The sequence below is a fragment of the Bacillus sp. NPDC077027 genome, assembly GCF_050269555.1.
Lineage (GTDB): Bacteria > Bacillota > Bacilli > Bacillales > Bacillaceae > Bacillus.
In genome coordinates this window covers 351,050-365,440 of the sequence record NZ_JBNNIO010000001.1, presented here as the reverse complement: position 1 = coordinate 365,440, position 14,391 = coordinate 351,050, and the positions used below count along the sequence as shown (strand labels likewise).

12 protein-coding genes, 1 other RNA gene and 1 other annotated feature are annotated in these 14,391 nt (G+C 41.3%); of the genes, 2 read left to right on the top strand and 11 right to left on the bottom strand.

The features are described from left to right. Positions 1-10: 10 nt before the first annotated feature. The 4 genes from ACQKEZ_RS02000 to cymR form a co-directional block, all read right to left on the bottom strand. Positions 11-664, bottom strand: a complete 654-nt coding sequence (locus ACQKEZ_RS02000) for a tetratricopeptide repeat protein (protein ID WP_427298344.1) — start codon at positions 662-664, stop codon at positions 11-13. Between the two features lie 55 nt (positions 665-719). Continuing rightward, a complete protein-coding gene (gene mnmA, locus ACQKEZ_RS01995; protein WP_427298342.1) occupies positions 720-1,838 on the bottom strand; it encodes a tRNA 2-thiouridine(34) synthase MnmA in 1,119 nt (372 codons plus the stop codon). 91 nt (positions 1,839-1,929) lie between these two features. Then, positions 1,930-3,072, bottom strand: a complete 1,143-nt coding sequence (locus ACQKEZ_RS01990; RefSeq protein WP_427298340.1) for a cysteine desulfurase family protein — start codon at positions 3,070-3,072, stop codon at positions 1,930-1,932. Between the two features lie 18 nt (positions 3,073-3,090). Next, positions 3,091-3,510, bottom strand: a complete 420-nt coding sequence (gene cymR, locus ACQKEZ_RS01985) for a cysteine metabolism transcriptional regulator CymR (RefSeq protein WP_427298338.1) — start codon at positions 3,508-3,510, stop codon at positions 3,091-3,093. 207 nt (positions 3,511-3,717) lie between these two features. Between cymR and ACQKEZ_RS01980 the strand changes: the two genes are divergently transcribed. After that, positions 3,718-4,983: a replication-associated recombination protein A gene (locus tag ACQKEZ_RS01980; RefSeq protein WP_427298336.1), complete on the top strand. Its 1,266-nt coding sequence runs from the start codon at positions 3,718-3,720 to the stop codon at positions 4,981-4,983. A gap of 32 nt (positions 4,984-5,015) precedes the next feature. Here the strand turns inward: ACQKEZ_RS01980 and ACQKEZ_RS01975 are convergent, their stop codons facing one another. The 5 genes from ACQKEZ_RS01975 to ACQKEZ_RS01955 all read right to left on the bottom strand — a co-directional run bounded on the left by ACQKEZ_RS01975 (position 5,016) and on the right by ACQKEZ_RS01955 (position 9,734). Then, positions 5,016-5,780, bottom strand: a complete 765-nt coding sequence (locus tag ACQKEZ_RS01975; protein ID WP_427298334.1) for a tRNA threonylcarbamoyladenosine dehydratase — start codon at positions 5,778-5,780, stop codon at positions 5,016-5,018. A gap of 85 nt (positions 5,781-5,865) precedes the next feature. After that, a non-coding RNA gene (ssrS, locus tag ACQKEZ_RS01970) (6S RNA) lies at positions 5,866-6,047 on the bottom strand. Between the two features lie 72 nt (positions 6,048-6,119). Then, a complete protein-coding gene (gene aspS, locus ACQKEZ_RS01965) occupies positions 6,120-7,898 on the bottom strand; it encodes an aspartate--tRNA ligase (protein WP_427298332.1) in 1,779 nt (592 codons plus the stop codon). An 18-nt stretch (positions 7,899-7,916) separates the two neighbouring features. After that, positions 7,917-9,191 (bottom strand): histidine--tRNA ligase, encoded by a 1,275-nt coding sequence (hisS, locus tag ACQKEZ_RS01960; RefSeq protein WP_427298330.1) that lies wholly within the window; start codon positions 9,189-9,191, stop codon positions 7,917-7,919. 74 nt (positions 9,192-9,265) lie between these two features. Beyond that, positions 9,266-9,505: a binding site (T-box leader), on the bottom strand. 58 nt (positions 9,506-9,563) lie between these two features. Then, positions 9,564-9,734: a YrzK family protein gene (locus ACQKEZ_RS01955; RefSeq protein ID WP_427298328.1), complete on the bottom strand. Its 171-nt coding sequence runs from the start codon at positions 9,732-9,734 to the stop codon at positions 9,564-9,566. Positions 9,735-9,869: 135 nt separating this feature from the next. Here ACQKEZ_RS01955 and ACQKEZ_RS01950 point away from each other — a divergent pair, with 135 nt between their 5' ends. Continuing rightward, positions 9,870-11,450 (top strand): SH3 domain-containing protein, encoded by a 1,581-nt coding sequence (locus ACQKEZ_RS01950; protein ID WP_427299284.1) that lies wholly within the window; start codon positions 9,870-9,872, stop codon positions 11,448-11,450. A 127-nt stretch (positions 11,451-11,577) separates the two neighbouring features. Here the strand turns inward: ACQKEZ_RS01950 and dtd are convergent, their stop codons facing one another. Beyond that, positions 11,578-12,021, bottom strand: a complete 444-nt coding sequence (gene dtd / locus ACQKEZ_RS01945) for a D-aminoacyl-tRNA deacylase (protein WP_427298326.1) — start codon at positions 12,019-12,021, stop codon at positions 11,578-11,580. 18 nt (positions 12,022-12,039) lie between these two features. Then, the gene (locus tag ACQKEZ_RS01940; RefSeq protein ID WP_427298324.1) at positions 12,040-14,250 is read right to left on the bottom strand and encodes a RelA/SpoT family protein; all 2,211 of its coding nucleotides are present in this window, start codon (positions 14,248-14,250) and stop codon (positions 12,040-12,042) included. Positions 14,251-14,391: the final 141 nt, after the last annotated feature.

The following is a 14,391-nucleotide window of genomic DNA, read 5'->3' as shown; positions in this document are numbered from 1 at the left end:
TCCTTCTTCGTTATTCTGCTTCTTGTATTAGCTTTTGCGCATGAAGTGCTAGCATATGGTCAGGCTGTACAGCAATAGCCTCTGCGAGCATCGCAAGTGCTTGATCCTTGTTCTCTAAATAGGCATAAGCTACACCGAGATTGTAATAGGCATCTGCATGCTTTGGATCGCGCGAGATTACTTCGGTAAATACGGTCACTGCTTCTTTTAATAACTGTTCATTGGCAAGACACATGCCATATTGAAATCTTGCGTCATTGTCCTCTTCATTCAGCTCTACTGCACGCTGTAAATATGGCATCGCGAGCTTCGGCTGATCTAATTTGATCAAGGTTTGTCCTAACATATAAAAGAGATCACCATTTTCCATTCCAGCTTTTAATGCTTTTTCAAAGAAATCTTTTGCTTTCATGAAATCCTCTTTTAATGAATAAACATTACCTATTCCGTAGTATGCCGCAGCAGCCGTTTCATCTAATTCAATTGCTTTATGAAAAAAATTAAGTGCACGTTCAAATTCATTTATCCCTGAAAGCAGGTTGGCAAAATTAATATATGGAACGGGATCTTTTGGGCTTTCTTCAATTGCCTTTGTAAATGCCTCAGCCGCTTTCTCAAAATCCCCATTGCTCATTGCTTTAATCCCAGTTTCATTGTAATTCATTTATGTCACCCTTTCATTAAAAAACCCCAACTATGACGTTGAGGTTTGTAAACATTTACACATACGAAAGCTTTTTACCTTCTTTAAAGACTTCATCAATTGTTCCGCCCCCAAGACATTCGTCACCATCGTAGAACACAACAGCCTGACCTGGAGTCACAGCACGTACCGGCTCGTCAAAAAGGACAATGGCTTCTTGATCACTTGTTAGCTGAACTTTCACAGAATGGTCCTCTTGACGATAACGGAATTTCGCCGTACACGTCAATTCACCATTTTCGTTCACAATGTCAGGACGAGTCCAGCTTATTTGAACAGCTGAGATGCTTTCAGAGTATAAAAGTGGATTATGGAAACCTTGTTCTACATATAAGACGTTTTGTTCTAGGTCTTTTCCAACAACGAACCACGGATCACCACTTCCACCAATTCCAAGCCCTTGTCGCTGACCGATTGTATAATACATTAATCCGTCATGCTCACCTTTCACCGTGCCATCCATTGTTCTCATTTCACCTGGCTGTGCTGGCAAGTACTGACTTAGGAACGTTTTAAAGTTTCTTTCACCAATAAAACAAATGCCTGTAGAGTCTTTTTTTGTTGCGGTTGCAAGGTTAGCTTTTTTAGCTAACTCACGTACTTTGCTTTTCTCAAGATCACCAATAGGAAACATCACTTTTTCAAGTTGATCTTGTGATAGCTGATTTAAGAAGTACGTTTGATCTTTATTCGCATCAAGACCTCTTAGCATTTTGACCTCATCACCGCTTCGGTCTATTCTTGCATAGTGACCGGTTGCCAAATAATCCGCTCCAAGTGATAAAGCATGCTCAAGAAAGGCTTTGAATTTAATTTCTTTGTTACACATCACGTCAGGATTTGGCGTTCTGCCTGCTTTATATTCATCAAGAAAATATTGAAACACTTTGTCCCAATATTGCTTCTCAAAATTGACTGCATAATAAGGGATACCAATTTGGTTACAAACACGTATGACATCTTCATAGTCCTCTGTCGCTGTACAAACACCATTTTCATCTGTGTCATCCCAGTTTTTCATAAATATGCCGATTACATCATAGCCTTGCTCTTTTAATAAAAGCGCCGCAACGGATGAATCAACACCTCCGGACATACCGACCACTACTCTTGTATCTTCTGGTCTTTTTGTCATGTTCATCAACTCCAATTTCAATGAAACAGCGTTCATGTTCTTTATCATGCGTAAAGCCGTTTCACTCTTCACACATCGAATGTGTCTTGTTTTATTTCACTAGTCGCTTGACAACAGCCGCTATTTTCTCCGCAGCTACTTGAACCTGATGTTCATCATTGCCAAGGCCAAAGCTCACCCTTACCGAGGACGTTAGCTCTTTTGCCTCATCGCCAAACATTGCGCTCAGTACATGCGAAGGCAGGACAGACCCTGCTGTACATGCAGATCCACTTGAAACAGCAATCCCTTCCATATCTAAATTCACAAGCAAAGATTCAATCGACACATCAGGAAAAAACACATTCATGATATGAGGCAGTGTGTTTTCCGGATGCCCATTGATTGAGAAGTGAAGATGCTCTTTTTCAAAGGCTTGAATCATGGTCTCTTTGAGCTTACCATAATGCGCCGCCTTTTCTCTTCTATTTTGCTTCGCAAGCTTGGTTGCTTCAGCAAGACCGACAATGCCTGCAACATTTTCAGTACCGGCACGTCTTTTTCTTTCCTGTTCTCCGCCGAATATTTGGGCTTTCAGCTTGACACGTTCATTCACAAATAAGAAGCCTGTTCCCATTGGTCCATTTAATTTATGACCAGAAGCAGACAACAAATCAATATGACATGCTTCAATATGAATATCTACAGTACCAAAAGCTTGTACTGCATCTGTATGAAAATAAGTGGGATGATCTTTCAGCAATTCGCCAATTTCTTGAATGGGCTGAATCACGCCTGTTTCGTTGTTACCGTACATGATCGTCACTAAAATGGTGTCTGGTCTCAGCTCAGCTTTTAGCTGCTCCAGGCTAATAAGGCCTGTTTGATCAACATCTAAATAGGTGACTTCAAAGCCAAGATCCTCAAGTTTCTGACATGTTTGCAAAACAGCATGGTGCTCTGTTTTGGTTGTAATGATGTGTTTGCCTTCATGCTGTTTCGCCATGGCTACACCTGTAATTGCAAGGTTGTCCGCTTCCGTTCCACCACTTGTCAGAATGATTTCCTGCGGTTTGCCATTTACTTCGTTTGCAATGGTCTCTCTTGCCTCATCAAGCCATTTCCTTGCCTCTCGTCCAAAAGAATGAATACTTGATGGATTGCCAAACGTTTCTGTAAAAAATGGCAGCATCTTATCTACAATACGCTTGTCCATTGGGGTTGTAGCAGCATGATCTAAATATATCCGTTCCATTTGCGGTACTCCTCTATTTTAAATATAGAACATATACGAGTCATGATCCCCATCTTCTGTATAACTTGCAAGGTCTTCAAGTGTCGTATTGTCCAAAACATCTTTTACTGCATCTCGAATACGAATCCATAATTCGCGCTTCGCTGGTTCTTCATTTTCAATGACTTCAACAGGACTAATGGGCCCTTCAAGTACACGGATGATATCTCCAGCTGTAATTTCATTAGGTTCATGTGCTAATACATAACCACCGTAAGCGCCACGAATACTCTTCACAAGACGGGCATTTCGTAGTGGTGAAACAAGTTGTTCTAAATAGTGCTCAGATAAATCATTGTTTTGAGCAATTGACTTTAGTGATGTCGGGCCCTCGCCATGTCTTTTTGCAAGTTCTATCATAATGGTTAGACCATATCTTCCTTTAGTTGAAATCTTCACATTAAACACCTCTGCGTTTTCTATTCTATGTGATCATCAATCAAATTGATTTTATATACGTTTTTATAGACCAAAAGCTATTATATCATACTTCCAGCCAACTTTCATTTGACGCATCCGTTCATCAATTGAAAGGTCTTCCTCTTTTCTATTCACGAATTTTTCGTTACTCTATACAAATAGACTATTGTTCAGGAGAGATTGAAAATGAAACCTTTAGCATATCGGATGCGCCCAAGCCATATTGAGGATATCATCGGGCAAAAGCACCTAGTTGGTGAGGGACAAATTATTAGACGGATGGTAGAGGCAAAACATTTGTCCTCCATGATTCTATATGGTCCGCCCGGCATCGGCAAAACTTCCATTGCAACAGCGATTGCCGGTAGTACGAGTATTGCCTTTCGGACATTAAATGCCGTCATCCATAACAAAAAAGACATGGAGGTTGTCGCCCAAGAAGCAAAAATGAGTGGTCAGGTGATTCTCATTTTAGATGAAGTCCACCGATTAGACAAAGGAAAACAAGATTTCCTGCTTCCTTACTTGGAAAATGGCATGATGATCTTAATTGGGGCTACAACTGCGAACCCGTATCACGCCATCAATCCAGCCATTCGGAGTCGAACACAAATTTTTGAATTAAAGCCGCTTGAAACCGATCAAATGAAAGCAGCACTCAATCGCGCGCTTGAAGATGAACATAGAGGACTTGGCGGATACACTGTTTCCGTTTCTGATGAAGCAATGGAGCATTTCGCACAAGGCTGTGGCGGCGACGTTCGATCTGCTTTAAATGCGCTTGAACTAGCTGTCCTTTCGACAAGAGAAGATAAACATGGAATCGTATCAATTTCTCTTGAAACAGCAGAAGAATGTCTGCAAAAAAAGAGCTTTTCACATGATAAAGATGGTGATGCTCATTATGATGTGCTGTCTGCTTTTCAAAAATCCATCAGAGGCTCTGACCCTGATGCTGCACTTCACTATTTAGCAAGACTCATTGAAGCTGGTGATCTTGAAAGCATTTCCAGACGACTACTTGTCATTGCCTATGAAGATGTCGGATTAGCTAGCCCGCAAGCAGGACAGCGTGTATTAAGTGCTGTTCAAACAGCTGAGCGGATCGGCTTTCCCGAAGCACGTATACCGCTTGCCAATGCTGTCATCGAGCTTTGTTTATCACCAAAGTCTAATTCTGCCTATGTGGCCATTGATGCAGCCATTGGTGACATTCGTTCTGGTAAAATTGGTGAGATTCCAGCCCATTTAAAGGATGCCCACTATAAAGGAGCCGCAGCTCTTGGTAGAGGGACAGGTTACTTGTACCCTCATGATTATGACAACGGCTGGGTAAAGCAGCAATACTTGCCCGATCCACTCAAAAACAAGCAATATTATCAGCCGAAGCAAACTGGGAAATTCGAAGGAGCGCTGAAGCAGGTGTACGAAAATTTAAGACGCAAAAAATAAAAATCCCCCCTGCACAATGGCAGGCGGGGTATTTATTTATCTTTTACGCGAGTGATTTTAATTCCATCAAGAAGTTCCATCACGACATGTCCACCCATAATGAGCCCAGCCACAGATGGTACAAAAGCATTGGATGATGGCGGCATTTTAGCTTTACGAATCGCCGCCTGATCATTCCCTACTTCTTTTCTCACGTCTTCACGGATGACAATTGGACTTTCATCAGAGAAGATCACTTTAATTCCTTTATGAATGCCTTCTTTACGCAAACGTGTTCTCACAACCTTTGCGATAGGATCAGTATGTGTTTTAGAGATGTCACTGATCTGAAATCGCGTTGGGTCTGTTTTATTGGCAGCCCCCATGCTTGAGATCATCTTTACGCCACGTTTGAGACACTCTTTCATCAAATGGATTTTGTAATGAATTGTGTCAGATGCATCAATCACATAATCAAGAGGATATTCAAAAAATTGCTCATACGTTTCCTCTGTGTAAAACATTTTTAATGCAACGACATCACATTCAGGATGAATGTCAGCGATTCTCGCTTTCATTAGGTCTACCTTAGGTTGACCTACCGTTGAAAGAAGTGCTGGCAATTGACGATTCACATTTGTAATATCAATATCATCTTTATCGACAAGCACAATACGACCTACACCTGAACGGGCAAGCGCCTCGGCAGCAAAAGAACCAACTCCGCCAACACCAAGCACTGCAACCGTACTGTTTTTTAATATCTCTAAGCCTTCCTTGCCAATGGCAAGTTCATTTCTTGAAAACTGATGTAACAAGTGCCTCACTCCACCTTTATTTAAAATGAATCGAAAGAATCATATCACATTCAGGCTCCTCCGTCATCCTTCTGAAAAAACACAAAAAAGTCCCAATCACGCCGCCAGCTTTTTCCTTCGTTTTGAACCCCGCACCATGCAGGTGGGTGCTTTCTCCCAAGCTTTATAAGTCCTCAGTTGAGGCATTTATTTAGCAAGGGAAGGCAAGCTCCCGTATGAAAAAATGTTCGGTCAAAACTAGGTAACCAACGTACGCATCAGGACTTATTTTCTGATGAAAGCATATCATAAGGATGCCGCTTTTTCAAGCGTTTACATGCTGAGTGATATGCGTCTTTTTTACTGTTTTACTTTTCTTTTAATGGATAGGTTTAGCTCGTCCAATTGTGCTTCACTAACCTCTCCTGGTGCATCTGTTAATACACAGCTTGCACTAGCTGTTTTAGGGAAGGCAATCGTATCTCTTAAGTTGGTACGTCCTGCTAAAATCATCACAAGACGATCAAGACCAAGTGCAATTCCGCCATGAGGAGGAACACCGTGTTCAAACGCATCAAGTAAGAAACCAAATTGCTCGTATGCTTCTTCTTTCGTAAATCCAAGAAGACCAAACATTTTTTCTTGAATGTCCTTTTCAAAGATACGAATTGAACCACCACCAAGTTCATAGCCATTGAGAACAAGGTCATACGCCTGTGCCTTCATATCTTCTGGACTTGTTTCAATGAGTTCAAGGTCATCACGAACTGGCATTGTAAAAGGATGGTGCGCTGCATAGAAACGGCCTTCTTCTTCATCTTTTTCAAGCAATGGCCAGTCTACGACCCATAGGAAGTTAAACACACTTTCATCAATGAGCCCTAGCTCTTTACCAAGTTTAAGACGAAGTGCACCGAGGGCGTCATGAACGACCGATGTTTTATCAGCTACAAAAAGCAGAAGGTCACCTTCTTCAACATCGAGCAATTGCGTTAATTCTGCTTGCTTCGCTTCATCAAAGAATTTCGCAATCGGTCCTTTTAGCTCTTTTCCTTCAGCCTTTAGCCATGCCAAACCTTTTGCGCCGTAGTTTGCTGCAAATGTGCCAAGTGCATCAATATCCTTCCTTGAATAATTTGCAGCTGCTTGCTTCACATTGATCGCTTTCACAGCACCGCCATTGTTCACAGCACCACTGAATACTTTGAAGTCAGAATCCTTCACAGCATCAGAGATGTTAACGAGCTTCATTTCAAAGCGTGTATCAGGTTTATCTGATCCATAGCTGTTCATCGCTTCATCATACGACATGCGAGGAAGTGGCAATTGAAGATCAACGCCTTTTACATCCTTCATGATGTCTGCCATCATTTGTTCAGCAAGCCCCATGATATCCTCTTGGCTCATAAATGACATTTCAATATCTATTTGTGTAAATTCCGGCTGACGATCAGCGCGCAAATCTTCATCTCTGAAACATCTCGCAATTTGATAATAACGATCCATCCCAGATACCATCAATAGTTGTTTGAAAAGCTGTGGTGATTGAGGCAGAGCATAGAACTCACCTTCATGTACTCGGCTTGGCACTAGATAATCACGTGCACCCTCTGGTGTGCTTTTCGTTAAAATGGGTGTTTCAATATCTAAAAAGCCGTTGTCATCTAAAAAGTGTCGTGCCGCCTTTGTCACTTGATGACGCATTTTGATTGTTTCAAACATTGCAGGACGACGAAGATCTAAGTATCTGTATTTTAATCTTACATCTTCTGATACCTCATCTGCTTGATCTGAAATGACAAACGGTGGTGTTTTTGCTTCATTTAAAATCGTCACAGATTCAGCTTGAATTTCAATTTTCCCTGTTTTCAAGTTGGCATTGATGGTTGATTGCTCTCTTGCGACAACTGTTCCTTTCATATCAAGAACATATTCATTGCGGATTGTTTCTGCTGTAGCAAGTGCTTCTTTTGAAAGATCAGGATTGAATACAACCTGAACAATTCCTGAACGATCGCGGAGGTCGATAAAGATCAGGCCACCGAGGTCGCGTCTTTTTTGTACCCATCCTTTTAATACAACTGTCTGACCAATTTGTTCCTCTGTTACTTCTCCACAATAAAAAGTTCTACCAAACACAAAAATCCCACTCCTTCTTTACGCCTTTTCGTTCGCTTTCATGAATCGAATCAGCTCATCAAGTTTTACTTCAATTTGTTCACCCGTTGTCGCGTCCTTGACATTGATGACATTCTGATCAAGCTCGTCATCTCCAAGAACAGCAATAAATTTTGCCTTTAGACGATCAGCCGATTTAAACTGCCCTTTGAGCTTTTTACCAGTGTAATCTATTTCACTTGAGATCCCTTCTTGTCTTAAACGATTCAAAAGAGAAACAGAGTAATCCTTTGCACGATCTCCAAGTGTTGCAATGTATAAAGCAATGCCATCTTTAACAGGGAGCTCTATTTTTTCAGCATCAATTGCTGCTAAGAAACGCTCGATACTCATGGCAAAACCGATACCTGGTGATTCTGGGCCACCAATTCCTTCAACTAGTCCATCATATCGTCCACCGCCAGCAAGGGTTGTAATAGCCCCGAAGCCTTCTGCATTGCTCATAATTTCAAATGCTGTGTGGTTATAATAATCAAGTCCACGCACTAGATTCGGATCTACAACAAATTCAATGCCTGCATCTGTTAAGTACTGTTTCACTTTTTCAAAATAAGTTCTTGATTCTTCGTTTAAATAGTCTTGAATAGATGGTGCTGTTGTCATCAGTTCGTGGTCTCTATCTTTCTTACAATCCAATATACGAAGCGGATTTTGATTCAATCTTACGTTACAGTCATGACAGAACTCATCAATACGTGGTTCGAAATGTTTGATAAGCGCCTCGCGATAATCAGCACGACTTTCTTGATCACCAAGGCTATTAATGACTAGCTTTAGATTCGATAATCCTGCTTGCTGATAAACGCTCATTGCAAGCGAAATGACCTCTGCATCGATGGCAGGATCTTTCGAGCCAATCGCTTCAATACCAAATTGATAGAATTGGCGATATCTTCCCGTCTGCGGACGCTCATATCGAAACATTGGACCAATATAATAAAGTTTTGTCGGCTGTGCTGGATTGGCAAACAGCTTATTTTCTACATAAGATCGTACTGTTGAGGCTGTTCCTTCTGGGCGAAGTGTAATGCTGCGCCCTTTTTTGTCTTCAAATGTGTACATCTCTTTTTGTACAATGTCTGTTGATTCTCCCACGCCTCGAGCAAAAAGTTCAGTATGCTCAAAGATTGGTGTACGAATCTCATGATACTGATAAACCGCACAAGTCTCTCTTGCTATTTGCTCAATGTACTGCCAGCGCTCTGATTCTCCAGGTAAAATATCCTGTGTTCCTCTTGGAATGTTAAAGCTCATTTTTCGTCCTCCTACGACCATCATTCATTTTTTATCTGGACATATAAAAAACCCCCGCCTCTACTATTCATGATAGTAGGGACGAGAGTTATACCCGTGGTGCCACCCTAGTTGGAACAAAGTCAAAAAATGTTCCCGCTCAAATCCTTAACGCAGATTCACGTTCTCCACCTAATAACTCATTTTATAAGCGTTCAGCAGGAAACCTTCAGAGTGTTCTTTCGTGATAAATGCCATGCAGATTCGCTTTCAGCCTAAGGCGATTCCTCTCTAGTCACGCAATTTATCCTACTATTCTCTATCATCAGTTCCACATTTTAAATTTTCAAGAGTGTCGATTTATATTATAATAAGGTCGGTGCTGCCACTCTGTCAACCCTTGCGCCGCCTCTTTTTCTTTTCAAGCTCTTCTTTTGAAGTGCATCCGAATTCAGAAGCGGCTTCTTCAAGGAAGCCTGGATGATCCAGATTGTCATGCTGTCTTAAATCGATATCGCCGTGTCCATTGTACTGCACTCGTCCTAATTTCCTGCTTAATCTCATGTTTGTACATCCTTTAATCACATTTTTATCTAGTATAAACAGATCGAATCAATTTTATTAAAAAAATGGCAAGGAATTTGACTCGTACATAACGAAATAAAGTTTTACTGGTTTTACAAAGGAGGGGAAAACACCATTTTAAACAAACAGAAAAAAATAGGGCTGCTGCTTATCAGTTTTGTTGTCATTCTTAGCACTTGGCCACTTGTACATGCAACGGCCCAAACGGACAAAGCTGTGATTGCAACAGATGAAATGAATGTAAGGACTGGTCCTGGACTGAGCTATGGGATAGCAGCAGTTGTCAAACGCGGAGAAAGCTATCCGATTTTATCGGAGCAAGGTGATTGGGTGCAAATCCAGCTGGGGAACAGTCAAAAGGGCTGGGTCGTCTCATGGTTAATCACAAAATCTTCTGATGCAAAGAGCACGACTCCATCAAGCAATCAAAGTCAATCCATTTCAGATAGCGGTACTGTTACATCAACCGCTACTGACCTTAGAATACGGAATGGCCCTGGCACATCTTATCAAGTGATTGGTACATTCCCACAGGGTGCTTCAGCAAATAAGCTGGAAACAAGTGGTGCATGGACAAAGGTTTCTTACAAACAGGCGACTGGTTGGGTTCATTCTGACTATATATCAGAAGGACAATCAACAGCCAAAGCAAGTAATGCCTCTACAGCCAAACGATCTGGGAGTGTCGGTGTTTCGAATCTAAATGTTCGAAAAACAGCCTCACATGATGCTCAGGTCATTTCATCTTTAAGCAGAAATACACGTATTTCAATTTTAAGAGAGCAAAATGGCTGGTTTGAAATTCAGGTCGGATCAAGTAAGGGCTGGGTTGCGAGTCATTATATTGTTTCAGATAGCAGTGGTCAGGCAGCAAACGAGAGAAGCCAATCCACGACTTCATCTTCGGTGAAAAAGGCTTATATTGTGTATGGCGGAACCAATATTAGGAAGAGTGCATCAACATCTGCTGCAATTGCCGAAAGAGCTTCAAAAGGAGCTGCTTACAGCATTGTCGGGACACAAGGCGACTGGTATGAGGTTGCACTATCGAATGGCGGGACAGGTTATGTAGCCAATTGGGTCGTACAAACGAATAAAAATAACAGTGAAGCACCAAGACCACAGCAAGATCGCTCATCTTCTGCTGGTACTGGTTCTCTGCAAGGGAAAACGATTGTACTTGATCCAGGTCATGGTGGAAAAGATAGCGGTACAATTGGCGCTGACGGAGCTTTTGAAAAAAGCGTCACGATCAAAACGGCAAACCTACTTGCGGGTAAATTACGCGCTTCTGGTGCTAATGTGTATTTAACACGAAGTGACGATACGTTTATTAGCCTTCAATCAAGAGTAGCGACATCACATTATCGAAACGCAGATGCATTTATTAGTATTCATTATGACAGCTTTATTGATCCTAGTGTCAGAGGGAGTACAGCATATTATTATCATTCAACAAAGGATCGTGGTCTTGCCTCTAGCGTCCATAGCGAAGTGGCAAAGCGCTCACAGATCCCTGATAAAGGTGTCATGTTTGGCGACTACTTTGTTCTCAGAGAAAATCAGCGCCCTTCTCTTCTATATGAACTAGGATATTTGAGTAATCCACAGGAGGAAGCCATCATTTATAGCTCTTCCTATCAAGAACGAATAACAGAGGGCATGACAGAAGGATTAAAACAGTATTTTCATTAAACTAAAAGGGGCGCTTTCGCCTCTTTTTTTATTGTGCGGGTCGTACATCCTAAGAGAAAAAAAGAAAAAGACTCTAAACAAACTCCGTTAGAGTTTATCTACAGTCTGTAGGGGTTAGGATCCCCTTTTATTCTTTGCTATCCATGATAATTGTAACAGGACCTGAGTTGTTAAGAGAGACTTCCATCATCTCTCCAAAACGTCCCGTTTCAACTTGAATTTCTTTTTCTATTAGCTTTTCATTGAAAAATTCATAAAGCTTGCGAGCCACATCAGGCTTCGCAGCTTTCATAAAGTTTGGGCGCCTGCCTTTTCTTGTATCGCCATAAAGTGTAAACTGCGAAACGGATAGCACGCTCCCTTTTCTATCAAGTAGCGAGAGGTTCATCTTTCCGCCCTCGTCTTCAAAAATACGTAAATGTGGGAGCTTTTCCGCTAAATAAATAGCATCTTTTTCTGTATCCTCATGTGTGACCCCAACAAGTACCAAAAGTCCCTCACTGATGGCACCTGTCACTTCTTCTCCTACTGTAACAGATGCACTTGTCACACGCTGAACGACAAGTTTCATGGACGTTTAACTTCCCTTCTAATTCAAAAATCGGCGAACAGAATAAATATCCTTGATTTGTTTTATACGTTCAACGACTTTATGCAGGTGGTTGATATTTTGAATAAAAATCGCCATGTGAATCGTTGCTACTTTGTTTCGATCTGATTTCCCAGAGACAGATGAAATATTTGTCTTTGTCTCGTTCACGGCTTGCAGCACTTCATTCAATAGACCACGTCTGTCATAGCCCAGAATTTCAATTTCCACATTATACTCTTTACGGTTTTGCGTAGGCTGCTCATGCTCCCATTCTACTGGAATTAAGCGTTCCTGAGCTTCACCCGTTTTCACATTTGGACAGTCATCTCTATGGACAGAAACCCCTCGCCCTTTTGTGATAAAACCAACAATACTGTCCCCTGGAACTGGGTTACAGCATTTAGATAAACGAACAAGCAAGTTATCAATGCCCTTGACCCTTACACCTGCTTCACGTTTTTTCCCGCGATATGTTTTAGGCTCAACAGTCACATCTTGTACAGTCTTTTCTTGTTCTTCTTGATCTCTTAGTTTTCTTTCTTTTTCTGTTAAACGGTTTGCCACTTGAAGTGCCGTAATTCCGTTATAACCTACAGCCGCATACATATCCTCTTCGTTTGCAAAATTAAATTTGTCGGCAACCTTTTTGATGTTGTCGGCTGTCAGAATATCTTTGACATCGAATTCAAGATTTTTGATTTCTTTTTCAACAAGCTCTCTGCCCTTATCGACATTCTCTTCTCGGCGTTGCTTTTTGAAAAACTGTCTAATTTTGTGCTTTGCTTGAGACGTCTGAGCCAACTTCACCCAATCTTGACTTGGTCCATAGCTGTGTTTTGATGTAAGGATTTCGATGATGTCGCCTGTTTTCAGTTTATGATCCAGTGTTACCATTTTACCATTGACCTTCGCACCGATTGTTTTGTTACCGATCTCTGAATGAATACGGTATGAAAAGTCAATCGGAACAGATCCAGATGGTAATTCAATGACGTCGCCCTTTGGAGTAAATACAAACACCATATCAGAGAACAGATCAATTTTTAGTGATTCCATAAACTCTTCAGCGTCTGTTGATTCATTTTGGAACTCAAGAATCTCTCTAAACCATGACAGTTTCTTTTGGAAGACGGCTTCCTCATTTGGTTCAGCTGTTTCTTTTCCTTCTTTGTATGCCCAATGCGCCGCAATACCGTATTCTGCAATTTCGTGCATCTCAAATGTACGTATTTGCACCTCTAACGGGTCACCTTTTGGTCCAATCACTGTCGTATGAAGTGATTGGTACATATTTGGCTTTGGCATGGCGATGTAATCTTTAAACCTGCCTGGCATCGGCTTCCAGCACGTATGAATAATACCAAGCACCGCATAGCAATCCTTAATACTGTCTACCAAAATGCGGACAGCCAGCAAATCATATATTTCATTAAACTGCTTATTTTGCAGAACCATTTTTCGATAAATGCTATAGATATGTTTTGGTCTACCTGAAAATTCCGCTTTAATATTGACTTCTGATACGCGGTCCTTCACTTCATTGACAACCTCGTCCAAATATTCCTCACGCTCAGCACGTTTTCGTTTCATCAAATTGACGATGCGATAATACTGCTGTGGATTGAGGTAGCGAAGTGCTGTATCTTCAAGCTCCCACTTAATTTTAGAAATCCCTAATCGATGTGCAAGTGGGGCAAAAATTTCTAGTGTTTCATTTGAGATTCTCCGTTGCTTCTCTTGCGGCAAATGCTTGAGTGTTCTCATGTTATGCAGACGGTCAGCCAATTTGATCAAAATCACGCGAATATCTTGTGCCATCGCAACAAACATTTTCCGATGGTTTTCTGCCTGTTGCTCTTCTTGTGATTTATATTTGATTTTCCCAAGCTTTGTCACGCCGTCTACGAGCATCGCAACTTCTTCATTAAAATGCTCTTTTAAATCATCAAGTGTGACATCCGTATCCTCTACCACATCATGCAGAAAGCCCCCTGCAATGGTAGATGGGTCCATTTCAAGGTCAACCAAAATACCGGCAACCTGAATCGGATGAATAATGTAAGGCTCACCGGACTTTCGATATTGCTCCCGGTGTGCGTCCTCAGCATATTCATACGCTCTTTCTATGAATTGAATATGTTCAGCGGACAGGTATTCTCTTGCCTTGTCTATGACCTGCTGCGCCGTTAAAACTTGTTCGTTCGCCATGGAATCACCTTTTTAAATGAAAACTGTATTGTAGTTTATTATCAAGAAAAAAACGATAGATGTAAAGAGAATAAGTCCGCTAAAGATTTTTGATAGGAAAAAAGCACCCTTCTTACTGAGTGCTTTTTTGAACAGAGCCCA

Bases quoted from the DNA above. Each gene is read 5' to 3' on its own strand.
- mnmA (WP_427298342.1), bottom strand. From the start codon at position 1,838: ATGACAAAAAGACCAGAAGATACAAGAGTAGTGGTCGGTATGTCCGGA.
- dtd (WP_427298326.1), bottom strand. From the start codon at position 12,021: ATGAAACTTGTCGTTCAGCGTGTGACAAGTGCATCTGTTACAGTAGGA.
- ACQKEZ_RS02000 (WP_427298344.1), bottom strand. From the start codon at position 664: ATGAATTACAATGAAACTGGGATTAAAGCAATGAGCAATGGGGATTTT.
- ACQKEZ_RS01990 (WP_427298340.1), bottom strand. From the start codon at position 3,072: ATGGAACGGATATATTTAGATCATGCTGCTACAACCCCAATGGACAAG.
- ACQKEZ_RS01980 (WP_427298336.1), top strand. From the start codon at position 3,718: ATGAAACCTTTAGCATATCGGATGCGCCCAAGCCATATTGAGGATATC.
- ACQKEZ_RS01955 (WP_427298328.1), bottom strand. From the start codon at position 9,734: ATGAGATTAAGCAGGAAATTAGGACGAGTGCAGTACAATGGACACGGC.
- ACQKEZ_RS01940 (WP_427298324.1), bottom strand. From the start codon at position 14,250: ATGGCGAACGAACAAGTTTTAACGGCGCAGCAGGTCATAGACAAGGCA.
- hisS (WP_427298330.1), bottom strand. From the start codon at position 9,191: ATGAGCTTTAACATTCCAAGAGGAACACAGGATATTTTACCTGGAGAA.